The organism is Bartonella sp. AP9QHHD, from assembly GCF_042195625.1.
Classification (GTDB): domain Bacteria; phylum Pseudomonadota; class Alphaproteobacteria; order Rhizobiales; family Rhizobiaceae; genus Bartonella.
This window is the reverse complement of record NZ_JBHIOP010000036.1, coordinates 1-25356: the sequence shown is the minus strand read 5'-3', so window position 1 is coordinate 25356 and position 25356 is coordinate 1. Positions and strand designations below refer to the sequence as shown.

Annotated in this window: 20 protein-coding genes; 6 read left to right on the top strand and 14 right to left on the bottom strand. The window is 38.2% G+C overall.

The genetic code is table 11. The features are described 5' to 3' along the window. Positions 1-19: 19 nt before the first annotated feature. Positions 20-805: a ComF family protein gene (locus tag ACFIK4_RS02775; protein ID WP_375668503.1), complete on the bottom strand. Its 786-nt coding sequence runs from the start codon at positions 803-805 to the stop codon at positions 20-22. A gap of 195 nt (positions 806-1000) precedes the next feature. Here ACFIK4_RS02775 and ACFIK4_RS02770 point away from each other — a divergent pair, with 195 nt between their 5' ends. Continuing rightward, entirely contained in the window at positions 1001-1879 is an 879-nt protein-coding gene (locus tag ACFIK4_RS02770; RefSeq protein WP_375613540.1) for a methyltransferase, read from the top strand. Between the two features lie 7 nt (positions 1880-1886). Here ACFIK4_RS02770 and ACFIK4_RS02765 read toward each other — a convergent pair whose 3' ends face one another. Next, positions 1887-3242 carry an L-cystine transporter gene (locus ACFIK4_RS02765; protein ID WP_375612078.1) on the bottom strand — a complete coding sequence of 452 codons (1356 nt, stop codon included), beginning with the start codon at positions 3240-3242 and terminating at the stop codon, positions 1887-1889. 962 nt (positions 3243-4204) lie between these two features. Here ACFIK4_RS02765 and ACFIK4_RS02760 point away from each other — a divergent pair. Further along, positions 4205-4495: a type ISP restriction/modification enzyme gene (locus ACFIK4_RS02760; RefSeq protein ID WP_375674927.1), complete on the top strand. Its 291-nt coding sequence runs from the start codon at positions 4205-4207 to the stop codon at positions 4493-4495. Between the two features lie 1123 nt (positions 4496-5618). Here ACFIK4_RS02760 and ACFIK4_RS02755 read toward each other — a convergent pair. Beyond that, positions 5619-6992, bottom strand: a complete 1374-nt coding sequence (locus ACFIK4_RS02755; protein ID WP_375612076.1) for a glutamate--cysteine ligase — start codon at positions 6990-6992, stop codon at positions 5619-5621. Between the two features lie 68 nt (positions 6993-7060). Further along, positions 7061-7804 (bottom strand): 16S rRNA (uracil(1498)-N(3))-methyltransferase, encoded by a 744-nt coding sequence (locus tag ACFIK4_RS02750; RefSeq protein WP_375612075.1) that lies wholly within the window; start codon positions 7802-7804, stop codon positions 7061-7063. 235 nt (positions 7805-8039) lie between these two features. Between ACFIK4_RS02750 and ACFIK4_RS02745 the strand changes: the two genes are divergently transcribed. Next, entirely contained in the window at positions 8040-8183 is a 144-nt protein-coding gene (locus ACFIK4_RS02745) for a hypothetical protein (RefSeq protein WP_273790383.1), read from the top strand. 315 nt (positions 8184-8498) lie between these two features. Here the strand turns inward: ACFIK4_RS02745 and ACFIK4_RS02740 are convergent, their stop codons facing one another. Continuing rightward, complete coding sequence (locus tag ACFIK4_RS02740; protein WP_375638023.1) at positions 8499-10379, bottom strand: AsmA family protein; 1881 nt, start codon at positions 10377-10379, stop codon at positions 8499-8501. Positions 10380-10695: 316 nt separating this feature from the next. On the opposite strand from ACFIK4_RS02740, the gene folD reads away from it, so the two are divergent. Further along, complete coding sequence (gene folD / locus ACFIK4_RS02735; protein WP_375629801.1) at positions 10696-11595, top strand: bifunctional methylenetetrahydrofolate dehydrogenase/methenyltetrahydrofolate cyclohydrolase FolD; 900 nt, start codon at positions 10696-10698, stop codon at positions 11593-11595. Between the two features lie 66 nt (positions 11596-11661). On the opposite strand, the gene edd is transcribed toward folD, so the two are convergent. The 7 genes from edd to ACFIK4_RS02700 form a co-directional block, all read right to left on the bottom strand. After that, entirely contained in the window at positions 11662-13485 is a 1824-nt protein-coding gene (gene edd / locus ACFIK4_RS02730; protein ID WP_375638021.1) for a phosphogluconate dehydratase, read from the bottom strand. 55 nt (positions 13486-13540) lie between these two features. Continuing rightward, on the bottom strand, positions 13541-14293 hold the full coding sequence (gene pgl / locus ACFIK4_RS02725; RefSeq protein WP_375612071.1) for a 6-phosphogluconolactonase: 753 nt from the start codon (positions 14291-14293) through the stop codon (positions 13541-13543). Positions 14294-14303: 10 nt separating this feature from the next. Then, positions 14304-15776 carry a glucose-6-phosphate dehydrogenase gene (gene zwf, locus ACFIK4_RS02720; protein ID WP_375616358.1) on the bottom strand — a complete coding sequence of 491 codons (1473 nt, stop codon included), beginning with the start codon at positions 15774-15776 and terminating at the stop codon, positions 14304-14306. 120 nt (positions 15777-15896) lie between these two features. Then, entirely contained in the window at positions 15897-17180 is a 1284-nt protein-coding gene (locus ACFIK4_RS02715) for an NAD(P)/FAD-dependent oxidoreductase (RefSeq protein WP_375668517.1), read from the bottom strand. An 11-nt stretch (positions 17181-17191) separates the two neighbouring features. Continuing rightward, positions 17192-18619, bottom strand: coding sequence for a glutamine synthetase family protein (locus ACFIK4_RS02710; RefSeq protein ID WP_273790377.1), 1428 nt, complete (start codon positions 18617-18619; stop codon positions 17192-17194). Between the two features lie 455 nt (positions 18620-19074). Next, a complete protein-coding gene (locus ACFIK4_RS02705) occupies positions 19075-19311 on the bottom strand; it encodes a class I SAM-dependent methyltransferase (protein ID WP_375668516.1) in 237 nt (78 codons plus the stop codon). A 414-nt stretch (positions 19312-19725) separates the two neighbouring features. Continuing rightward, positions 19726-20073 carry a hypothetical protein gene (locus ACFIK4_RS02700; protein ID WP_375668515.1) on the bottom strand — a complete coding sequence of 116 codons (348 nt, stop codon included), beginning with the start codon at positions 20071-20073 and terminating at the stop codon, positions 19726-19728. A gap of 468 nt (positions 20074-20541) precedes the next feature. On the opposite strand from ACFIK4_RS02700, the gene ACFIK4_RS02695 reads away from it, so the two are divergent. Continuing rightward, entirely contained in the window at positions 20542-21963 is a 1422-nt protein-coding gene (locus tag ACFIK4_RS02695) for a coproporphyrinogen-III oxidase family protein (protein ID WP_375674909.1), read from the top strand. Positions 21964-21973: 10 nt separating this feature from the next. Continuing rightward, positions 21974-23194 (top strand): MFS transporter, encoded by a 1221-nt coding sequence (locus ACFIK4_RS02690; RefSeq protein ID WP_375674907.1) that lies wholly within the window; start codon positions 21974-21976, stop codon positions 23192-23194. 952 nt (positions 23195-24146) lie between these two features. Here the strand turns inward: ACFIK4_RS02690 and ACFIK4_RS02685 are convergent. Beyond that, positions 24147-24557, bottom strand: a complete 411-nt coding sequence (locus tag ACFIK4_RS02685) for a hypothetical protein (protein WP_375674905.1) — start codon at positions 24555-24557, stop codon at positions 24147-24149. A gap of 457 nt (positions 24558-25014) precedes the next feature. Continuing rightward, the gene (locus ACFIK4_RS02680; protein WP_375613550.1) at positions 25015-25167 is read right to left on the bottom strand and encodes a hypothetical protein; all 153 of its coding nucleotides are present in this window, start codon (positions 25165-25167) and stop codon (positions 25015-25017) included. Between the last annotated feature and the right edge of the window lie 189 nt (positions 25168-25356).

Below are 25356 nucleotides of genomic sequence, written 5' to 3'. Positions count from 1 at the left end.
TATTCATTTTAAATTCCTCTTAAGAAGAGGGAAAAATAGAATCTTCTTTGAGAACACGCGAAAATGTTAGCACATCAACCTGTCGTGCACCTGCATCTTTTAATGCAGCAGCTGCTGCTGTAACTGTTGCACCCGTTGTAAATACATCATCAATCAGCAAAACAGAACATCCTTTGAGATATTTTTTAACTTTATGCGAAACCTTAAAAGCATTTTTTACGTTAAGTTTTCTCTCTCTCGAAGAAAGACTAACCTGCGGACGGGTATGCCGACAACGAACAAGCCAACTCGGTTTTAAAAGCTTTTTTTGTGATGCTGCAATGTAACGTGCAAGCTCAGCAGATTGATTATAACGCCTCTCCCAAAAACGACGAAAATGCAATGGAATGGGAATAATAACATCACAATCATCAATAACCTCGCGTCCAGCAAACATCATCCAATTGGCCATAAATGATGCCAATTCTATATGATCACCATATTTTAAGCGCGTTACTAAAGTTCGTGCAAGCCCTTTATGAACAATGACTGAGCGAACACGTGAAAAAGGATGGGAATTACGGAGTGCTTCACCACTAAGAAAACCATCCCCCATATCACAAACAAAAGGAGTCCCCATAACAGGACAATAAGGTTTTGTGATAAATTGAAGATCTTTCCAACATTCGGAGCAAATCGTACCATAAGTAAAAACATTTTGCTTACATCCAGGACAAATTGGTGGATAAAGTATCGTTTTCAAGCGTTCAACGAACTTACTTAGTATATCTCCGCTATTTAACGCCGCTTCTCGAAAATACAACATTATAAATTTAGGCTTTTACAAGTTTCCCTCAGAACAAAAGTTCCTTTGTATTTCCTAAACTTATAATTTTAATTCCTTTAAAAACTCTTACCTTCTATAAATTTATTTCTTTCATATTATAAACTTGACAGAGCTTGCACAAATAATGAACCTTTTCAAAATATATTCTTTCATAGATCGAAAGTGTTCTACAATATGTCGCATCCTTTAATTTTTGATCATAACCGCATTGAACAATTCCGAAAACGTGCCTTTCAAAAAGCAAAAAAAGGATGTGACTTTTTACTCTCTCACATGGCAGAAGATCTCTATAAACGCCTTAGCACTGTTGATCGCCTCTTTACATTAGCTCTCGATTTACACAGCCATACAGACCTTGCTGCGCAAGCTTTAATGAAATCTGGAAAAGTTTGTTCCATAGAACGCATTGAGACCGATCCGCTTTATCAAAGCCATGATAAAAAATTTCATTTACGTCATCGAGAATTTCTTGATTTACCTCAAAGTTACTGTGACCTTATTGTTTCACTTCTTTCATTACAATTGACCAATGATACCCCTGGTGTTCTAAGCCAGATAAAAAATACCCTTAAACCAGATGGCTTATTTCTTGCTGTTATGGCAGGAGCTGGTACATTAAGAGAATTGCGCGAAAGCCTGCTGCAAGCTGAAAGTGAAATTTATGATGGAGCAAGCCCTAGAATCTACCCTTTTGCCGACATTCGTGATGCAGGCGCTCTTTTACAGCGTATTGGCTTTGCCCTGCCTGTAGCAGACGTTGAAGATATCACAATACGTTATAATACAATGTTTGACCTTATGCACGATCTTAAAGCTATGGGAATGCAAAATGCACTCATCAATCGTTCACGACGCCCTGTATCCAAACGTTTTTTTCTCCGCGCAGCTGAAATCTATGCACAACGATTTAGTGATCCTGATGGACGTATTCGTGCACATTTTTCTTTCATCTGGCTCTCTGGTTGGGCTCCTCATCCCAATCAACAAAAACCGCTACAACCTGGTTCAGCGCAAATATCTCTTACAGATGTTTTACAGCCCCAAAAAATATAATCTAAAATTATTTTTTAAAAATACTTTTATCTGTTGTCCGTAATATTTGACTGGTGACCGTTCCAGCTATCATTGAATCGCTCACGTTTAGAGCAGTCCGTCCCATATCAATTAGCGGTTCAATAGAGATAAGTACAGCAACCAAAGTAACAGGAAGCCCCATAATTGGTAACACAATCAATGCAGCGAAAATAGCACCTCCCCCCACACCAGCAACACCAATAGAACTCAACGTTACAACACCAATAAGCGTAGCAATCCAAGTAGGATCAAGAGGATTAATACCCATAGAGGGTGCAATCATGGTCGCAAGCATCGCTGGATAAAGACCAGCACAACCATTTTGTCCAATTGTTGCCCCAAAAGAAGCTGCAAAACTCGCAATGGATTGTGGTACACCTATCCACTGTGTTTGCGCTTCAATATTCAAAGGAATACTTGCAGCACTTGAACGACTGCTAAAAGCAAATGTTAAAACTGGTAAAACCTTTTTGAAAAAACGAAAGGGATTAATCCCAGAAATACCAAGCAATACACCATGAATTCCAAAAATTAAAATAATACCGACATAAGAGGCAATGATAAAAACCAGTAAATTTAAAATATCTGTAATACGCGATATTGCTCCTACTTTCGTCATAAGTGCAAAAATACCATAAGGCGTCAAAGCAATCACAATACGGACTAACCGCATAATCCAAGCTTGTGCCACTTGAATAAATAAAAGCGCTTTTTCTCCTTTTTCTGGCTCATCTTTCTTTAAAAGAAGAACCGATGCACCTAAAAATGACGCAAAAATCACAACACTAATAATTGACGTACGTTTAGCTCCACTCAACTCAGCAAATGGATTTTTAGGAATCATAGACAAAATCATCTTTGGTATATTCATATCTCCAAGTTTAGAAATATGACCTTCAAGAAGAGCAGAAACATTTTGCCCTTCATGCACCAAACCATCGGTTGTTAATCCAAAAAAATTAACCACAAGCACACCAACCAATGCTGAAAGAGCCGTTGTAAAAAGCAATATTGAAATTGTTATTATACTCATCTTTCCAACAGCATAAACAGAATGTAAATGAGCAACTGCTGAAACGATAGAGATAAAAACCAATGGCATAACAATCATTTGCAACAATAAAATATAGCCCTCACCGACAATGTTAAACCATTCAACGGATTTCAATAAAGTGCTTTCACCCTCTCCATAAATAAACTGCAAAACACTTCCAAAAATCAAGCCAAGGATAAGCCATAGCATAACACGTAGTGAAAGACTCCATTGCATTTTCTTACTTTGAGAAACCAACAATAAAAAAATAACAAATAGAAATAAATTGACGAAAAAATTAAATGTCATTGTCTATGCTCACTATTATTATGGTTGACATAAATAATCTGCATAATTCAAAATCAATGCATGATATTTAAAATTAACCTATAAAGCTTACAAGGCTTTTACAAAATCATTATTTTTTTAATTTATAGATTAAAAGAGAATTTTTTATCTACTAATAACTGTTTAAAGAAAATAAATAAAATTATTTTCTTATTATTTAAATTTTCACTCTCATAAAATAGTTAAAAAAGAGAAATATAAGCAGCATTCATTGCATCTTAATACTGAATAATTCCAGCATATCTTATCCTATAAATCTCCTTACCTCTCTCTTTTTCTATTTGAACTGAAGCGAGCTTTCCAAGCAAGGATGAATTAACAATCCAACATTCATGATTTTTCTAGAAAATACACCAACAAGCTACTTCTGCTCATTTTATGGACTGCACTCTCAATAGCTTTGATCAGCACTTCAAATATAATTATTTTATTGAAAATACTTTTTATATATTCTTTCTTTGCTCTCAATGAAAGCTTTTTTATTTTTCAAAACTCTTTTTATAGTCATAAAAAGTCTTTGAAATACAACATGTTGATTTATAATCATAATTTACTGTTTTGCATATTAAATGAGAGTCCCGAATAACGTAAGATTCTCTCATTTCAAACCTGTTTATCTTGAATCAATCAAAATCATTTGCTTGCACGTCACAAGCAGGGCTGGCGTATGAGTAAAAATGTATAAGAAAGGAGTAGAAAGACCTCTTATGAAACATCTTAATGCAAGAGCTGCCGCAACATTGGAGGGCGGAGCTTGAGCAGAAAATATAAATAATATGATTGCTTTTTATAATAGCGCAGTAAAACGTTTTAACGATACCTATTCATATACTGATCGAACAACACGTGCACGTGCTATAGATAATTTTGTCACTTTAGATATAAAAAAGATAAGTTGGAGTTATAATGTTACGCAATAACTAATAAGAGGAAAGGTTTTTGAATTTGAAGAGGCATGCCTCATTCAGAGTTCATATCATCCTTTTACGCAACAGTGGTTTTATTATAATCGGAATCTCAACGATGGAATTTACCAAATACCTCGTATAGTCCTGATAGAACAAAAAGTTGAAAATAGGATGATACAAATTACAGGCATAGGAGCACGAAGCGTTTTTTCTGTATTGATAGCTAAGAATTTGCCTAATCTAGATGCAATAGATACAGGTCAATGCTTTCCACGGTATCTTTATAAAAACGTTGAATCTCTGTAACTGTTCATGATGAAAAACAATCCCATTTGTTTGCAAATTCAATAAAGGAAAGAAAAACATCTGGTTTACAGAGGCGTGATGCCATTACGGATGAAGGACGAGCACATTTTAAAGCTGCTTATCCTAGTGGAGCATAACAAAGACGATTACAAATTTCTAGATAATGAAAACAATGGAAAAGACTGAGGATATATGATTACAATGAGAGGCTTTAAGCCTACAAATATTATAAATTTTATGAATAGTACAGTTTAAAGCATTAAAAGCAGTCTTACAGTAGATTTACAATGTATGGGGATAATTAATTGCCTATAATAAGTTGCGCTCATACTGATAAAGATTATTCTGCTATAGAAATGTTGTGCTTTTTTGAATTTTTGTGCGTATTCAAACACTCATTCGTTACAAGCTCAATCTCTTTATCTCGTGCCTCTTTATCAAGAATAATAGTATTTTAATATAATACCCCTTTGCATACAAATAGTTATTTCTTATCTATGAATAGCTTATAATTTCATATAACTCTATGAAGATAATATTTTTTATTTATCAATATTTAATGATGTAATTAACACATTCATTATATATAATAATCTTTATTTCTATCTATTTACATAATATATTTCTTTTTTTTATAAAAATAAAATTGAGTTATACATACATAGATCTATCGGTATTTTTTCTACTGTCTTTTTAGCGCACTGAAAGATTGATATCATAATTTTTGTATAATAAAATGCTCTTTCATATAAGCATTGTATATTGAATTATAATAATTGACTATTAACCGCAAATTATATTTTTTTATCCCTTTTAAAAGTGAAAAATATTATTTTCAGACCTATTCATAAGTAGATGAGCCAAGTGAATAAAAAATGTTTGATAATAAGCTTTATCTCTTATGAACTATCTTTAGTACAAAGGGACAACATTACGATTACGGAAATATCGTGATATTATTGGGTATAAAAATCACACTGCCCAAGAGATTTTTGTATTGTATCCTTTCCGTTATGAGAAATGTTAAAAGCAAGGTAGGATATGCTCTCTAGAGCAAATGAGTGAATGAACCACCACGGTGATATGCATTTTTAAAAAAGTAGGAAGTATCTTTGCTTCAAATTTAATAGGCACATTCTAAAAATAAAGGTTCTACCGACTCATTCCAAATAGAATAGTAATGGGACAAAAATTTTTCAGCATCTGTTTGTCCCATTGCAACAACCTCTTCTAGAGGATTAAGAAAATTTGTTTCATCAAAACCATTCGTATCATACTGTTTGCGATTTTTTAAGCCTTTGCGAGCAATAGCGAGAGCTTGACGTGCTAACTCTAAAAGAATAGTTTGACGAAAAGGAGTTCTTAACCCTTCTTTAGGAACGCGTTGGCGCAACTCTAAAACTTCTTCAAAACACCAATCTTTTGTCAAAGCCTCTGCCTCATTAAGTGCTTCCCTATCATAAAGAAGCCCAACCCAAAAAGCCGACAACGCACAAATGCGCTTCCAAGAACCACAATCAGCTCCCCTCATTTCTAAAAATCTTTTTAAGCGGACTTCAGGAAATAACGTTGATAAGTGATTAATCCAATCTCCCATGTTTGGAATTGAATTTGCAACTTGTCCTTTTAATGCTCCATTCATAAACTGACGAAACGTTATGTGTGTACAATCATAATAACGACCATCCCGCACAACAAAATACATTGGAACATCAAGGGCCCATTCAACATAATCAGCAAAACCAAAACGCTCAGAAAATACAAAGGGCAGAACGCCTGTCCTCTGATTATCCGTATTACGCCAAATTTCAGAACGCCACGATAAAAAGCCATTTGGGCGCCCTTCTGTAAAGGGCGAACTTGCAAATAATGCCGTTGCAATGGACTGTAACTTCATGGATACTTGCATTTTTCGCCGCATATCACTTTCAGATGAAAAATCAAGATTAACCTGAACTGTTGATGTGCGATACATCATATTAAGACCATTATACCCCACTTTAGGCATATAATCAGTCATAATCTGATAACGTGATTTAGGCATTCGCGGCGTTTCAGCTAAAGTCCACTTTGGACTAGCTCCAAGACCTAGAAAACCTATACCTAATGGTTCTGCAATTTTTTTGAGAAGAGTTAAATGCTCCATCAACTCGTAATATGTATGGCTTACTGATTTTAATGGTGCACCAGATAATTCAAATTGTCCCCCAGGTTCCAAAGAAATGGCTCCCTGATCAACTGATCCTACGAGCCCAATAATATTCTCTTCATCTAAAATAGGTTTCCATCCTAAGGCGCTTTGCATCCTCTCTAAAAGCGCTCGGATTCCCCTCTCTCCTTCATAAGGAACAGGGTGAAAACCATCTCTATAAAACGGAAATTTTTCATGTTCTGTACCAATGCGCCAATCATCTTCTGCTTTATAACCCCCTTGGAAATAGCTAACCAAAGAATCTAAGTTATAAATTTCACTTTCATCAGTTATATCAAGCGCCATAACTTACCGTATCCTATAATTGGTATCATCATCTTAAATAAATTGTTTAGAATGATTTTACAGATTTCTCAATCCATTGCCCAATCCCCCACGGTAGCATTAAGAAGAGCCAAAGCAGCAACAGCGGCAGTATCAGCGCGTAAAATACGCGGACCTAGTGATATTGGAAACACAAAAGGATGTTTTTTTAAAAAGCTCCGCTCTTCTTCACTAAAGCCACCTTCCGGTCCAATAAGAATACCAGGTGTTGTAACGTCACGCTTTTTAAAAGAAGGTAATGGATTATGCAATTTATGCTCTTCATCACAAAAGAATAAAGGCTGTGTCTCATCCCACTGTGCTAAAAGTTCTGCTAATGATAGAGCCGATACGCATTTAGGAAGAGATAAAATTCCACACTGTTCAGAAGCTTCAATAACATTGGCTTCCATACGCGCCATATTGATACGCGTAGCCTGCGTATGATGCGTTATAACAGGCTGCAAAATCGATACCCCCATTTCAACAGCTTTCTGCACCATATAATCCAACCGCGCATTTTTGAGTGGAGCAAAGCAATAAATAAGATTGGAATGCGTCGTTTGTAATCTTTCTTGATGGATAAGCTGAACCACAACAAATTTTTTCTTAACAGTGATGAGTTTAGCAAGCCACTCACCATCCTGTCCATTAAAAAGTAAAATTTCTGCTCCTTCTTTCATACGCAAAACATGCATAAGATAAGAAGCTTGTGCCCCCTCTATCTTTATTTCTTCATTCAAAGCCAATGTCTGTCGGATAAATAATCTTTTAAGTTTATAATTTATGCGCATAAAAATTTTGCCAATGCTCACTATCGTCATCGAGAAAATGAAGAAAAATATATAGCAAAAAGAAAAAATTATATCTATAGAACTATAATATATTAAAGAATTATAGAGTTTTTTTAGCTTTATGAGATAATAATAGGAACTTATAGATCCTTAAGTGATTCTGCTTTCATAAAAGTTTAAATAATGCACCATTCATCTTTGCATTCAGTCATTGATGCATCCGTGGAGGAAAAATATGTCTGCTAAAAAAGCTACAATTATTACGATTACAACCCTCTTAGCCTTTATTTTGATTACAGTGGGAATTGGTTCTGTTGGAGCCGACGGGAAGCATACAATTACCAAAGATGGCTATGGTATTTCTTCTGCGATTCAATAAGCACTGGCCAACATCCTCCTTAAAATTTTAATGTTTTTTAGCAATTTTTATAAGATTAGCACCGATATTATGAATCTCTTGTATTTGAAAGATTCCATAAGAAGGTTTTTTATTCCTCTCTTCAGTCATTTATCTATACCAACCTCACTTATTATGACGGTGAGGATGGTTTTTACTGCTTCACGACGAACGGATTTAAAATGAGAGAATCTTCCGATAATGGGAGCTCTGATTTAAATTTAAAAGACAATTTTAAGTTGCAAAAAGACGAATTACCATTATAGGATAGAATATTATACAGATGAAAAACGATACTCAATCTGCGTTAATATCTTTTGTAACCCAAAAATCGCCATGATTTTGTCCTTTAGAGCTTAGAGAAAATGTAAAAGGCCATGCAAGGCTATTAGCAAGACATTGGACATCTTTACATAAAGTTTCTGATCTATAGTTTTTGCGTAGTTGTGCCTGTAATATCAGTTCATTTTCCTTCCCTTGCGCAATAGCAGTTGCAATGATTCCTTGAATGGATAAGCTCAAGTCTGCTGTACGCATTAATGACTCTGTTACCTTCATCATACCTTCTGAAAAGCTTGTCTGAATATCCCAGTGATCAAATGTTGTTGAAAAAGTATCATTATTCATTAAAAGAAATTGTTGTTTATTTGAAAGTCTTGTTTGTAATTCATTCAGATCATACCCTAATAGCCGACCAGAAGACATCTTCAGTGTTAACTCACCCTGCATTTTCGTAAAAATTTCTGGCCAAGAATCAGCAAGTGTTCGTACCGTTGCAGTAAAATTCGTTTTGCTTTGTATAAATGGAATAAATCCCAAGATTTCTAAAGTCTCCTGCATATCAATAGAAGCACCTGAAATATTTCCTCCAATACGCACTTTCTGTCCAGCTGAAGTAACTTCAATATTACTTTGCACAGATCCACCAAAAATATTCGCATGTCCAAGATCAAAAATACCATGACCATCTCTTATTTGTATTGCAGCAGCTAAATTTGTGAGTGAAATATTTCCTATTTTAGCTTGTGGCGCAGAAAGTCGTATATCCACGCCAATACAATCAAAAGTTCTCATGTCAAAGCAGGCATTTTTCTTTTTACCTGAAAAAAACATTGAACCCAAGAGGCTAAGGTCTAGATTATCAAAGGCTAAAGAGCCCATGACATTTGGTACATAATCTTGAAAATCGAGTTTTAAAGCTCCTCGCGCATTGGCTTTCCCCATCGTAAATGTAACATTGTTCATTTGGATATGCATTGGCTGCGCTAAAAAATGAGATTCCCATACAATGGGTATTTTTAATTTATGTCCCCAAAACTGATTTCCACCAACCCAAGACAATGTCTGATTCCATCCAGGAGAACGCATTGACACTTTTCCGTCAAAAATATAATATTCAGATAATCGAGCCTTTCCTGTAAAAGTTATTCCCCCACGTACAGAATTGAGACTTGCCCTAATATGACTTTTGCCTCCAGCAAGAAGCAGTAATGCTTGAGAAGCATCAAGTGATAATTTTGTAAACTCTCCGCGCCAACGCGCATCTGCACGTAACCGTACTTCCTGAGTTGATTCCGGCCAATCTAAAGTTGCATTTAATCCTGTTATTTTTTCTGCTACTCCTGAAAAACTATCGTGATACACAAGAACACCATTTTTAATGACAATCCGTCCAAAAGGTTGTTTTAAAAGGTGCTCTATCTCTGGATGCTCAGGATTATGTTTTAATATTTCACGCGTATTACGTATTGCCACCCCTAATGCACCTTGTGAGCGAGAAAACCGATCAAAAAAATCTGCTATTGTTTTAACAGGCTTTTCCATAACAAATTGAGGACGCATAATCCGCGTCTCTGAAAAAGAAATATGTCCCCAAAGAAGATCGACGACAGAAAGATCAACTTCTATTGATTCAGCTTCCATTAATGGCGCAACATCATCCATTTTTGATGTTAAAGTAACGCCAGAAAGAAATGCTTTAGGATAAGGAAAAAGATGTAACCGCGGTGGATCACGCAATTGCACATTGTAACCCGTCCATGCACTTAAATCCTGCGCTAAACGAATACGAATCGCATCTGTAGAAATAAGATAAGGTAAAACGAGAATCCCCACTCCAAATAAAAAGATAATTGTAATAAAAACTCCGCTCAAAAATTTTATTATTCTGATGCGCACATTATCCCTCTATACTTATCCCCCTATAACAGATTAAAAACAAACTTAAATGATCATAAAAAGTTTTTATAATCCTATAATTCACTATATCCACTTTGTATCTTCATTATTTTTGTTCTTTATCCAAAATTTATTCAAACAGCAATGTTGCTGCTTCTTTATAAAGCAATTATTTAAAAGTCTTCAAAACTATAAATCCACAACATTATAAAACCATTCTTACTGTTCTCATATGAATATTGCTATAAAACTCTATCGTATTATTAGAAAATGCTTTACAAAAAAAAACAAACAGCCTTACCGAAAGGATCTCTGAATGAATAATATTATCGACGGAAAAAAACTTGCTGAAGAGATTATTGTGAAAGTTAAGGCCGAAACAGCAAAGCTCCGCCATCACTATAATATACAACCTAGTATCGCTGTTATTATCGTTGGAGATGATCCTGCAAGTCAAGTATATGTCACCTCAAAAAATAAAAAAGCCGAAGAATGTGGGTTTCTTTCAATCAAACATGTCGTTTCCAAAGAAACGCAAGAAAAAGAACTCCTTCAACTTATTGCAACATTAAATTCTGATCCCAAAATTCATGGTATTTTGGTACAGCTGCCTCTCCCTGCTCATATGAATACAAATCGCATAACACAAGCCGTTGCTTTCCAAAAAGATGTTGATGGTTTTCATTATATTAATGTAGGAAAACTCGCGGCAAATGCACTTGAAGATGCAATTATTCCCTGCACTCCAGCTGGTGCCATGATGATGATTGAACAACACTGTGGACGAGATTTATCTGGACTTGATGCTGTCGTTGTTGGACGCTCTAATATTGTTGGAAAACCTATGGCTGCCCTTTTAACAGCAGCCAATGCCACTGTGACAATTGCCCATAGTCGTACCCGTGACCTTGATGATGTGTGTCGAAGCGCTGATATTCTAGTAGCAGCTGTAGGCCGCCCACAAATGATTAAAAAAGACTGGATAAAAGATGGTGCAATTGTTATTGATGTCGGTATTAACCGCGTTGCTGCACCAGAAAAAGGTATAGGGAAAACACGTCTTGTTGGTGATGTCGATTTTGAAAACGTAAAAGAAAAAGCTGCTGCGATCACCCCTGTTCCAGGAGGCGTTGGACCAATGACAATTGCCATGCTTATGGTTAATACACTCAAAGCCGCCGCGCGATCACACAATCTGCCGATACCAAAATTCTAAAAATTGTAACAATTCCTTGTATATGGTTTCATTGTATATGATTCAGCTTATTTATTTTTGCATTTTTCATGTCATAAAAACAGATGCCCCTTGATCTGCACGATTAACGGATTGACGAAAAACATGAAAAAGTTCGCGTCCAACACCATGTTCGTTTTTTGAAAGATCCGGAGGTATGATTTTTCGCGCGTTAAATTTTGCTAAATCCTCCAAAAGAGTTAATTTACCCTCATGAGCATCAAGAAAAACAATATCACCATCCTGCAAACGTGCAATGGGGCCATTATCCACTGCTTCTGGTGTCACATGGAGAGCAGCAGGAATTTTTCCTGACGCTCCTGACATACGCCCATCGGTTATCAATGCTACCTTTTGACCGCGATCTTGTAAAACGCCTAAAATGGTTGTTAATTTATGAAGCTCTGGCATACCATTGGCTTTTGGTCCTTGATAGCGAATGACAGCGATAAAGTCTTTATTATGCAACACTCCAGATTTAAAAGATTTTTGTAGTTCCTCTTGATCATTAAAAACAAAGACTGGTGCTTTAATCTGCCAATACTCTGGTTTAACAGAGGAAACTTTTATAATAGCTGTTCCCAAATCTCCTGATAAAACACGAAGACCACCATCAAGCTGAAATGGCTTTCTCCACCCCGCTAACACCTTATGATCACCACTTTCCTTAAGAGCCGCTTCACGCACCACATGACCATCAGCAGAAAGCTTTGCTTCAATTGCATAAGCATTGAGATCTTTACCAAAAACCGTAGAAACATCTTCATGTACCAAACCTGCCTCGATAAGCTCGCGAATAATAAATCCCATTCCCCCCGCAGCGTAAAAATGATTAATATCTGCTAAACCGTTAGGATAAATGCGCGCTAAAAGAGGCACAACGGATGAAATTTCTGCAATATCATGCCATGTCAATTTAATACCGCAAACAGCAGCCATAGCAATCAAATGAATCGCATGATTGGTAGAACCTCCTGTTGCATTTAATCCTACAATGGCATTCACAAAAGAACGCTCATCAATGATCATTCCAAGTGGACTATAATGATCACCAAGATCTGTCATTTCAAGTACACGTTTCGTAGCTTCTTTTGTTAAAGCATCACGCAACGGTGTATTCGCATTAATAAAAGAAGCTCCAGGCATATGAAGCCCCATCATCTCCAGTATCACCTGATTAGAGTTAGCTGTTCCATAAAATGTACATGTTCCTGGCCCATGATAAGAACGTGCTTCCGATGCTAGAAGTGTTTGGCGATCTATTTTATTTTCCGCGTAAAGTTGACGTATCTTTGCTTTTTCATCATTACCTTGACCACTTGTCATAGGACCAGCAGCTATAAAAATTCCTGGTAAATGACCAAATGTTAGGGCACCAATCAATAAACCTGGCACAATTTTATCACACACCCCAAGATACAATGCTGCATCAAAGACATCGTGTGATAAGCTTATAGCTGTTGCCATTGCAATTACTTCACGCGAAAAAAGGGAAAGCTCCATCCCCGCATTTCCCTGCGTAACACCATCGCACATCGCGGGAACACCACCTGCAACCTGTGCAACACCACCAACCATACGGGCCGACTCTTTAATTAAGTGAGGAAATTTTTCAAAAGGTTGATGTGCTGAAAGTATATCGTTATATGCCGTGATAATACCAATATTCCCAACGATATTTCCCTTCAAACGCTCTTTATCTATTGCACCACAAGCAGCAAAGCCATGAGCCTGATTGGCACATCCTAAAAAACTCCGTTTGGGGCGATGAACTTGTGCTTTCGCAATACGATCTAAGTAAATTTCTCGTGTTGATCGAGAACGTTCATAAATTCTTCGTGTAACTGTGGCAATTGTCTTGGAAAGTGCCATATTTCTCTCCCCCTTTCATTGTTTCTTCCCCTCATTCATTGAGAGAGATTACGTTTTATTCACTTTGTGTCACATATTTTGATTCACTTATTTCATTTTCTGCAGGCGACCAATAAACCTGAACGAGATGAGGGGAATTACGCAGAATTGCCCGAATAGGCATTTCTATTTCAGACCCGTCTTGACAAGCTTCTTCAAAACAATCGCGTTTCTGAAAACCTTCGAAATGGAGAATAATACAACGAGATTGCATAATAACTGGCAAAGTTAGTGAGAGTCTTGGCTCAACAGCACTCTTAGCATGAAGGGGTAAAACAAGTGCTTGTGTTCGTAAATCAAGCGCTTGCTTTAAACGATCAGCATCAGGAAAAAAAGATGCCGTATGTCCATCCTCCCCCATTCCTAAAACAACAACATCAAAGGGTTTAGGCAAAGTATTAACACGACTCGCCGCTGAAAAAGCAGCAAGTTCAGCAGTAATTGTTTTATGATAAAGCCCTACAAAACGTGCTTTTTCGGCAAAATTTTGTAACAAATGACACCGTACCATATGTTCATTTGAACGTTCCTCGTGTGTAGGAACAAAACGTTCATCGACCAAAGTGATAATAATATTTTGCCAATCAATATCCGCTTTTGATAAATAATGAAAAAACAATTCTGGTGTTTTACCACCAGACACCGCTAAAACTGCTCTCTTGCGCTCAAGAACAGATACACTAAGCTCTGCGGCTACTCGATCTGCTAATGCCAAAGCTAAAGTCTGAGGGGTTTCAAAGTCTAAACGATCAATATTCATTCTATACATACTTATTGCTCTAAACTAAATTGTTCCATATACGTCCATCACGTTCCATGAGGCTCATCGAAGCAGACGGACCCCACGAACCAGCGTTATAACTGTGAACAGGCTGTTTTATTGCTTCCCATCCCTCAATGATTGGATCAATCCAACGCCAAGCAGCCTCAACTTCATCACGACGCATAAACAGTGTTTGATCTCCACGAATAACATCCATTAATAAACGTTCATAAGCATCAGGATTACGTTCAGAAAATGCGGAAGCAAAACTCATGTCTAATGGAATGTGACGAAACCGCATACCGCCATAACTTGGATCCTTAATCATCAACCATTGTTTTACACCTTCATCAGGTTGGAGACGAATTACAAGCCGATTAGAAAAAATTTCATCTAAATCCACATTAAAAATATTATGAGGAATAGGTTTAAAAACCACAACAATTTCAGACATTCGCGTGAACATGCGCTTACCTGTTCGTAAATAAAAAGGCGTATTAGCCCAACGCCAGTTATCAATCTTAACCTTAAGTGCTACAAATGTTTCACTCTTACTCACTCTTCCTAGATCATCAAAATAAGACTCTACCGATATACCATTTGATAGACCAGAAAGATACTGCCCACGTACAGTATGCTGCCCTACATTATGGACATCAAGCGGTGTTAAAGAATGTAAAACTTTAAGTTTTTCATCGCGCACAGCATTAGCACTGTTGGTAAATGGTATTTCCATCGCAACCAAACAAAGTAACTGTAGCATATGGTTTTGAACCATATCGCGTAGAGCACCAGTGCTTTCATAGTATTCTGTACGCCCCTCTAACCCTAAAGATTCAGCAACGGTTATTTGAACATGATCAATATAATTGGAGTTCCATAGCGGTTCATAAAGTGTATTAACAAACCGCAATGCCATTAAATTTTGAACAGTTTCCTTCCCAAGATAATGATCAATGCGAAAGATCTGCTCTTCATTAAAGGCGCTTGCAAATACATCATTAAGTGAAATAGCTGTTTTTACATCGCAACCAATTGGTTTTTCAATGATAATCCGTGTTTGTGCTGTCACCAAATTATTTTTTCCCAACTTCATCGCAATATCAGCAAAAAGTGACGAACCAACAGCCAAATAAAAAGCTCGAATATCTGCTGAATCTTGTGACAGAAGGAGGGCTAAATCCTTCCACCCTCGATTTGAGGTAACATCAACAGAAACATAGCTTAAACGTGCAAGAAAACGATTGAGTTCTGTTGAATTGAGATCTTTTGGATGGATATGTTTTTCTAAAGAAATGCGAACAAAATTTTGATATTCTTCACAACTTAAGAAAGTGCGCGAAACCCCAATAATACGTGTTGGCTCACTGAATTGCCCAGCACACTGACAATGATACAAAGCCGGCAAAAGCTTGCGCAACGCCAGATCACCATTGCCACCAAAAACAATACAATCAAAGGAAGAAACTGGAATAATTTTACGCACCATGAACTTGTTTATTTTTCTATTCGATTATGAAATCCCATATCACTTATAAAAGCTTTCATCATTAAAGCAGACAGATACTAAATAAGCCATTAATTTTCTTCATTTCAAGCAATGTTTACATTAAAGGCGATCCAATAAAGAAAACCAACGCATTGCTAAAAATATAAGCGGATAACGCAAAACGCGTCCCCCCGGAAAAGATGAAATCTTTAAGTCTTGGAAATAGGAAAAACGTTCATATTTTCCAGTTAACCATTCTGCGTATAATTTTCCCACGAAAGGAGCCAGCATAACGCCATGCCCTGAATAACCACCACAATAAGTCATCCTTGAGAAAAGTTGGCGAACATAGGGCATGCGTTCAACTGTGATGGCAACCGTTGCTCCCCACCGATGGCTTAAATTGATAGAATGTAATTGAGGATAAATTTCAACAATTTGCCGTTTTATACGTTCATCTAAATTTAGAGGATGCTTATTATCATAACTTTCTACACCACCAAATAAGAGACGATTATCAATGCTTTTGCGAAAATAGCGAACCATAAAACGGGAATCATCAACCGATTCCCCCCCTATAAGAATTGAACTATGCTTTGGTAATGGGTCCGTTGCTCCAATATAAGAGCGAATAGAAACAATATTTTTCTCAATAAAACGCTCCAGACCAAGTTTATACCCATTTGTTGCAAGTAAAACATGCTCTGCTGTTACACTGCCTTTTTCTGTTATTACTTTCCAATGTGCTCCCTTGCGCCTTATGGTCGTTACTTGTGACTTCTCATAAAGCTTAGCACCAGCATCTTGTGCTCTTTTTGCCAACCCAATAATCAATTTTAAGGGATTTATATGACCGGTATCCGCATCATAAATACCACCACAATAAAAAGTTGATCCAAGTCGCTCAAATGTTTCAGCCTTATCCATAAAAGTAAGCGCGTGATAGCCATAACGCTGCATCGCCTCAATATGCCGTTGATAAGAGAGAAGCTCACGCCTTTTATGAGTTACAGAAAGCTGTCCTCCTATCAAATCACACGGACAATTAGGCATTGCGCATAAAGCTAAAATATCTCTTTTAGCTTCTTCTGCCAAATCAAACAGAGCCTTACTCCGCTCAAAACCATACTTTTTTTCTAATGTTTCTACCCATTGCCGTTGCCCTGTTCCCAGCTGTCCACCATTGCGCCCTGAAGCACCATCACCAAAACGTGATGCTTCAAATAAAACAACATCTACTCCAGCCTTGGCTAAATGATAAGCAGCCGAAAGACCCGTAAATCCGCCTCCAATAATGACCACATCACACTGTCTGTTTTCACAAAAAGAAGGATACGATGGACGTTCTCTTAAAGCATCTTCATACCAAGAAATTCCTGGAGAAATTGAATTATAATCAATCATCGTCATAAAATTTAAACATTCAGCAGGAGATATTCACGCTCCCACGGACTGATTACTTCCATAAAAGTTTCAAACTCTTGGCGTTTGATTGCAGCATAAGTACTGACAAACACATCCCCTAAAATAGCACGTATCACTGTATCTTGTTCAAACAAATTGACTGCCTCAATGAGTCCACGCGGCAACTCAATATTATCAGCGTTTACATTATTTGTCGCTGGCTCATCCGGCTCAATTTTTTGTTGCAAACCAATAAGACCACACGCTAAAGAAGCTGCAAGAGCTAAATAAGGATTCGCATCTGATGAAGGAAGTCTATTCTCAACACGTCGCGCTTGAGGAGCAGAACGGGGAACTCGAAAAGCTGTAGTACGATTATCATATCCCCATCGCAAATTAACAGGAGCCGAATTATCAGGGACAAGACGTCGATAAGAATTCACATAAGGTGCAAGCATCACAAGTACCCCTGGCATATGTTTTTGCAATCCACCAATAAAATGGCGAAAACAGATACTTTCTTCACCATTTTCCTGTGTAAAAATATTCATACCGGTTTTCTTATCAACAACCGATTGGTGAATATGCATAGCAGAACCCGGCTGCCCTTGAATGGGTTTTGCCATAAAAGTTGCATACATATTATGTTTTAGTGCTGCTTCACGAATTGTTCGTTTAAACATAAAAACTTGATCCGCTAACTCAATAGGATCACCATGACGTAAATTAATTTCAAACTGACCTGCTCCTTCTTCATGAATGAGGGTATCAATTTCCAATCCTTGTGCCTCTGAAAATTGATAAATATCATCAATCAAATCATCAAATTCATTAACACCAGCAATGGAGTACCCCTGTCCACCACCAATTGAACGCCCAGAACGACCAACCGGTGGAACTAACGGATAATCAGGATCGGGATTTTTTTGTACCAAATAAAACTCAATTTCTGGTGAAACAACAGGGCTTAAACCCATTTTTGTGTAAAAGTGAACCACCGTTCGTAAAACATTGCGTGGTGTGTAATCTACAACCTGACCATTTTGATACACAAGATCACAAATCACCTGTGCCGTAGGAGCATCTTCCCATGGAACAATGCTTAACGTAGAAAGATCAGGCTCAAGGCGTAAATCACCATCTGCTTTAGGATATTCAAAACCATGACCATCTTCCGGATAATCCCCTGAAATTGTTGCCATAAAAACTGCTGAAGGCAATGCCAATGATGTTTCCGATGTAAATTTTTTAGAAAGCATCATCTTGCCCCGTGGTACCCCTGCTTGATCAGGCGTAATACATTCAATATCCTCTACCTTACGGAAAGCAAGCCATTGTGAAACTTGTTCCCAATTGTGCACACCACGTAAACTTTTGAGAAAACGAGAAACAGGTTTAAAATTCTTACTTTTCGTTTGTTTACCATTTTTTACATCCATAACATACCAACTTTAAAAACAATCAAGTCCTATTCTTATTGTATCAGCCCATGCATAAACGACACGAAAAAAAATTATCAACTGATATTTTTGAAGAATACTATAAGATCCATCAAGGTAAAAGAACTTTGCGCTCAAAAAGCTATCCTATCATCATAGTGAAAAAATTGATATTGCACGCGATACATCGGTGCGAACCTTCTCCTTATATAAAACAGCGAGAAATACCATATTGTACGTAACCTAATTCCGATTCAAATAATCATATATAAGCAAACATTGGCGAGAATAATAAAGGCGAGATATTTAATTTCCTTTTGGTTGTAGCAATGCTTAATTAAAAGAAAAGAAACTTTTCTTTTAATATGAAGCAAGTTTTGTAACTCTATTGTTATCCACGTAGAAGTAAACACCCTAGGATGGTGAATAGCCTTTACAGCTGTGCTTACAAATACTCACCCCGCCGTAATATGCGTAAATGTATTTTCAGGATAAGACATACGCTCAGCATTTCCAATATGAAACTTAACCATCGCCTGCATAATAGAGCTATCAACCTTGTTCTGAGCGGATGGTACAAACTCTGCACTTATATCAATTTCCACCGCTTGACATTGCTCTTCGCACACAATATTTAGAGCTGAGAATCCAGTAGAGCATACCAAATCCAATAGATAGGAATTTTTGCTAATTGCGCCATGCGGGATCCAACATCTGATAGTCTCCAGCCCACTAGGAGATGTGTTATTTATATCTAAAAAGCCAAAAAATCAGGATATGAGAACACAATAATATCAATTTCCTTTGAACTAAAGTCCTTCATCGTCGATCTTCCACCATCGTAAATTTTTTTTGTATCAGTTGCTTTCACATACTTTGACTTCTGACCTAGTGATACTGTGCAGATTGAGTACACATCCCCAGAGCCCAGATTGTAATTAAGTTCGTACCATTCTGCTCTTTTATAGAGCTAATATTTGAAAATAAATAACCATAATCTTTAGATATAACACGCCTAGGTTCAATAATTACCGTAAGCTTATGTAAACCACAACCCAATTGTGATAATGCCTCATAAATTTTACGAGGGTATTCGTCATTGATCGTCATGGCATCGCAGAACGCTGTGGAAGTCGGATATCCCCGCCTAAACTGATAAAACTTTTTTGATCCTTCAATGCGTAAATATCCTTTCCAGCCTTAGTTAAGGTGGATACTATTAACTCAGTCGAATTCAAATTAGAGCCCACATGAAAAGGCGCCCCATTAAGCCTAATCCTATTGGATTCTAGCAAAGATAATGCGGCACGTAACTCCGCCGCAGTCATACCAAAACGCGATCTATCCCCGTTTGCCAGTACATGGCACAATCTCAATGAGATTTTAGGTAGTATATCAAAATGGCGTGCAAGAGTGATGATGTCATGTAATTCGATAATATTATCACACTGGATATTTATATGTTTTCTAATAGGATAACTCTATCTCTTCTCGAAGTTTTACAGGGATATTAAAAAATGTATCTCTACCTTTAAAACCATCTTTTTGCGCTAATGATATCTCATAACCAGACGCAAATTCCAAGTCCCAGCAACATAACAATGATGCCCCGCACGTCCATTAAAATACCCTGCTTTTTCTCGCCCTAGGCATCCATAGCCCGACCACGTAAAACAGGATACCAATTGCAATATCAGACCATAAGGCTGCAAGAGAAAGTTCTTTTATATTTTTATCTTTACATTGCCTCTTAAACAAGCTCATCTGTTCATATAATGAGTTATATGTATAATACATATAACTTCTACAAAAGGAGGATTCATTATGTTCCGTGAAAATCTTTGGTAATACACTCGGATAATTGGATCACCAGTCGCCCGTCAATAATATAGTGCGCGTTAAGAAATTGGGGGAGATAAGCTATGCAACTCGTGGATCATCCTTTTGTGAAATTCGATCAACTCAAGCTGATTTACAACTTCACATATCCGTTATTTCGCACTATTTCAAATGAATTTTACGATTACCTAGACTTTAATAAACTAGCGCACAGTAAGCAGATTCCACAAGCGCATACTATTTCTCTTTATTTGCATATTCCCTTTTGTGAAACCATCTGTTCCTTCTGTCCCTTTCAGAAAGGGGCCTACAAGCACGTTAAGCAAATCGAATCTTATATGTCAGCGCTTACCACAGAGATCAGAAACAAAGGAAATTTCATTCGCTCGCTTAGAGGGCCCATCCGCAGCATCTATATAGGGAGCGGCACACCGTCGCTTTTGTCTGCAGATAATATCCGCCACATCGGAAAAGTATTGCATGCCGAATTTGAGCTCTCTTCCTTAACTGAGCTTACACTGGAAAGCGAACCGAAGAGCGTCACACGTGATAAACTTTATGCTGCCCGTGAGATCGGCGTTAACCGGATCAGTTTCGGTATACAGAGTTTCATTGAGCGTTTCCGATCATTGTTTAACCTCACCTCAACACGTGAACAAATCAACAATACCGTAGCTTGGTCACAAGAGATAATTGGACATGTCGGTTTAGACCTACTATATGGCATGCACAGCCAGCAAGCCGAAGAACTATTATACGATTTGAAGCAAGCCAGCGAGCTTCACCCTGAAACCATCAACCTCTATGCAATTAACAATCTGGCTATCACGTCGCAACTGCATAAGTCTTACGCACAAAAAGGGCTAAAGCCATCCAGCCTACAGCATCGACAGATGCTTCGCTTATTTAGCGACATCGTTATGCGCAGCTGCGGCTATGCGCCGTGTAATGGGCATTCCTATATCAAAATTGCCAATAACACTCCTCTAACGCTCGCTAAAACGAGTTCAGCTAATTATTTCCGCTATCACAAATATTTGCATGGTTATCATGACGATTATGTGGTTGGCTTCGGGGCGTCAGCAATGTCGATTCTCGGCTCACTCGTCACACGAGCCAATCCCAGTCGAAGCGGATACATTACCGACATACAACTTAAAGGCAAATCCAAAGTATACTACAATTGGGTATCAGCAGAGCAACAAGCCTCCAAGGCTTTGTGTATGAGGCTACCTTATAACGGTTATGCCAAAAAAGAAAGAATTGACTGGACCGCACTCCCCTCTTTCGTATACAATAACCTACAACAGCTCATAGGTGCAGGTCTCATCGCAGAAAGTGATAACAATCTCCAGCTGACTCAGCGTGGTTGGCAATGGTATTCCAACCTTATGTATTTTCTTCTACCTCAGGCAGATAGGAATATCTTGGACGGCTATGTCTCAAACATGCTGAATACAACCGCCGTACTTGATGGAACAGTGGAAACCTGTGTGGCATCTTAAGGAGAACAGAATGTTCACGCTTTTTTCCAACAAGAACATACGCTATTTTTGCCTAACCGTTAGTCTTCTCGCCTTACTCAGCGGTGCTTTGCGCACTGCCATCCCGCTATTAGCAAGACAATCTGGATATGGCGTAGTCGGAGTAAGTTGGGCGCAAGGTCTCTTTTCATTAGCGTGGCCAATTTTCGGCATCCTTGCAGGCGCTTTACTTGATCGCTGCGACAAAATAAAACTTGCTACCACAGCTCTCCTCATCTTCATGCTACTGCATATTGTCCTGTTCATACTACTTATGATACAGATTGCTCCAGCCGAACAAATTTTCTTCTATGCAACCATTGCTGGATTCATCGTCGTTTCTGCCGAAGCTTATATAATGACGATTCCACCACTTATCATGGAGGGAGAGCGATTGATGACCTTCTACTCTATTGTCTTGTTTTTAGATTTCGGGGTCTCCTATTTTCTTGCCCCTGTCATAACAAGCAGCATTTTAGCGCATAGCACACTGCTATTTCTCGGCCTGTTAATCGTGCTTTTTATCGCATTGATTTTTACCGCTCGCCATGCTGTTCCGACATCGCCAACACCTGATAAAGAAAACATCACTTTCCGTTATATCATTGCCGGCTTTCGTTTCATTTTTTCAAATCGGCATCTTACCTCCCTTACATTACTCACATTCTTTCTATCGGTGGTATTTGGAGCATTCCTAACCTCATTCATCTTCTTCGTTACCGACAGTCGGTATCTGGGCCTACATAGCAGCCAATATGGCGTGATGTTTGCAGCCTACGCGCTTGGAACAATGGCAGGAGCCCTATTTGCGCCGCGTATACGCTATGCACCGGTGCGCCTAGCTGTTCTCACTGACGGTTTAGGAACGGTTGTCTTGCTGCTGATTCCAGCCTTTTCAAAAAGTGCTGTCGTCGTATGGGGCGTCACCTTTATTGCTGGCGTTGGAGCAAGCTTATGGTTTATTGGTGTTACCGCCTTCAGGCAGCGCCTCACACCAAAGCAACTTCTCGGGCGAGCTAATTCTGTTTTTCGGGTGATAGGCTATGCTGGAACGCCGGTCGGAAGCTTTTTGGTCGGCGTCCTTGGTTCTTTTATATCATTGCAGTTTGCTGCCACCTTTATCGCTGGACTACTATTGGTAGCTATCGCGATAACGCTTCCATTTCTTTGGCAGGCTGATCATATAGACACCCCCAACCCTGCCACGAGGTAACAGCTGCTTTTAAAAAAAGACACGGTCGAAAAAGGCACACATACCCTATTACGCAATCAATTGATCTATTCTTTGGACGAGAAAATTATCACCATAATGGCTGATAGAGCCAGCGGCGCTATAGAAGCAGCCAAACAAACGCTAAAGACAAAACAGCCCCTTTACGTTGCATTGGGCGATGATCCAACGCCTATATGAAGGATGCAGAGAGCTTATAGCGTACGGAGCGCGATTCTTAACTAAAAACTCCGCCCTAGCAATACCCCCTTATACTCCATCCATCACTCGCTGGACATCAAATACCTCACCCCTTTACTGCTCCTCAAAATACATTTTGCTTCACTTACGCGCCGTATTCTTCCTTTGTAATTAAAAGAGCATCCCTCCTTTCCTCATTTAGGATCTCTGCCTACACAATGCAGCAACAGATGCGACCATATATGCAATCACGCCTTAGAACCTGCATAGTAGAAAGCTTAGTTCGAGAGATTCATAAAGCCTATATCCCAATAAATTTTCCACCCAATCCACCTTTTAAAAGGGCGGCTTTATATAAACCGTTAGAGCAAGCTATGAAATCCTTAGGTGTATTAGAAATAATTGACGGTTTTTACCTCAGACCAATGTTGATTGACTTTTACTCGTGCATATACGCAAGCAGTGCTACTCTTTTCTTAGATAGAAAGGACATAATCGTTACCATCTGACCTATTATTGTTTGAAAATAAAGAAAAAGTATCAGTGCAACTGATGATATTGAAGAGCTATCTCATTATGTAGCTGTACTTAATTACGGCATTGGGAAGCTAGTCACGTAATCACCCCCTTCTGCGCGCGCCTTCTGCATGATATTCATAAGATTTTATTATGCGGTAAACGCGGTACGTCCAAAAGCCTTGGCGAATTTCGCAAAGCACAAAATTAGCTTGGTGGTACACAACTAAAGACAGCGTCATTCGTGCCGCCCACTCCTACCACAGCCCCCACTCTCTCTACCACCATCCCCCCCCCGCTTAGAATCGCGCCAACTCATCACCAGTGCCTCGTTAAACACCACACCAGTCTCAAGGGCGGTAAAATGCGCCTTGCCGCATTTAATCTTCAGCATTTCTTTAAGGCGCAAATCAAAATCGCTATTCGTTCCTTTTGTTTCCAGTACAAAATAAAGCTTTTGTTCGCCATCCCTCTCTAAAAAAACCGCCCAATCAGACGTATAAGAACCAATGGGAATGGTTATTTTAAAACTTCTTGGCAGTTTAAAAAACAATCTTACATCAGAGTCATTATCGAGATTTTGCGCAAACTCTTTCTCAATACGGCTCTCACAAATCACATGATCATAAACACTTTTCTCATTGACCACCGCCGGCCATATGATAGCCTTTTCCGACCTAATTTTACAGATGTGGGATCAATCTTATTATGATGCGCACATCCAGAGATTATTTTATCCTCTGCATTAGAACCAAAAACATGAACAATACGCAGAGGCTTCGGTAAGAAGGCCAACCGCTCAATCTCAATCTACACGAAAATGCATGTGCAGGCGAATGCCCCCCATAATATGCAATATTTCAAGCCCGTCCATAGTGGTACCCCTTTTAAAAATTGTGCCTATGGCTTATAATAATCTCCAAAATATACATTTAGCCCTTGTCTGAAATAACTCAATTTTGGATTGATGAGAACGAAAACGCGCTGCGATAATCACGTTGTTCAGCCCTCATGACCGGCAAAAGGGCGCCAATATTCCTGTACCACCAACGACTAACTAACGGTATTTCTTATCATTTTTGATCATATCCTCCACCCTTATTATTTTAAAATTTATACATTTCATCAACAAGATGTGCGCAGCAAGCCCGTACATCTTCGCTGTTCAGTCTCCATGTACGGCCTGCGTTCTCAGACACAAAATCATCTTTAGCCGAAGCAACTTGATATTGCAGAGCTTGTCTATAAAGCGTATGCACAACTGGTACCCCATAAACATCGTATAGTATATAAAAAACACAATAAAGTCAATATGTTGTTTGCAATTATTTTATATGAATCTACTTAAGAATCCATACTTTTATACGTGATTCATTTGACCATTTTTTATATAAGATTGCCATGGATGAATAGACTGTAAAAAGCAAATCATGATGCAAATATTATAA

Coding starts and splice junctions, on each gene's coding strand:
- ACFIK4_RS02745 (WP_273790383.1), top strand. CDS start 8,040: ATGTCTGCTAAAAAAGCTACAATTATTACGATTACAACCCTCTTAGCC.
- ACFIK4_RS02690 (WP_375674907.1), top strand. CDS start 21,974: ATGTTCACGCTTTTTTCCAACAAGAACATACGCTATTTTTGCCTAACC.
- ACFIK4_RS02695 (WP_375674909.1), top strand. CDS start 20,542: ATGCAACTCGTGGATCATCCTTTTGTGAAATTCGATCAACTCAAGCTG.
- ACFIK4_RS02750 (WP_375612075.1), bottom strand. CDS start 7,804: ATGCGCATAAATTATAAACTTAAAAGATTATTTATCCGACAGACATTG.
- ACFIK4_RS02770 (WP_375613540.1), top strand. CDS start 1,001: ATGTCGCATCCTTTAATTTTTGATCATAACCGCATTGAACAATTCCGA.
- ACFIK4_RS02775 (WP_375668503.1), bottom strand. CDS start 805: ATGTTGTATTTTCGAGAAGCGGCGTTAAATAGCGGAGATATACTAAGT.
- pgl (WP_375612071.1), bottom strand. CDS start 14,293: ATGTATAGAATGAATATTGATCGTTTAGACTTTGAAACCCCTCAGACT.
- edd (WP_375638021.1), bottom strand. CDS start 13,485: ATGGCACTTTCCAAGACAATTGCCACAGTTACACGAAGAATTTATGAA.
- ACFIK4_RS02765 (WP_375612078.1), bottom strand. CDS start 3,242: ATGACATTTAATTTTTTCGTCAATTTATTTCTATTTGTTATTTTTTTA.
- zwf (WP_375616358.1), bottom strand. CDS start 15,776: ATGGTGCGTAAAATTATTCCAGTTTCTTCCTTTGATTGTATTGTTTTT.
- ACFIK4_RS02715 (WP_375668517.1), bottom strand. CDS start 17,180: ATGATTGATTATAATTCAATTTCTCCAGGAATTTCTTGGTATGAAGAT.
- ACFIK4_RS02755 (WP_375612076.1), bottom strand. CDS start 6,992: ATGGCGCTTGATATAACTGATGAAAGTGAAATTTATAACTTAGATTCT.
- folD (WP_375629801.1), top strand. CDS start 10,696: ATGAATAATATTATCGACGGAAAAAAACTTGCTGAAGAGATTATTGTG.
- ACFIK4_RS02710 (WP_273790377.1), bottom strand. CDS start 18,619: ATGGATGTAAAAAATGGTAAACAAACGAAAAGTAAGAATTTTAAACCT.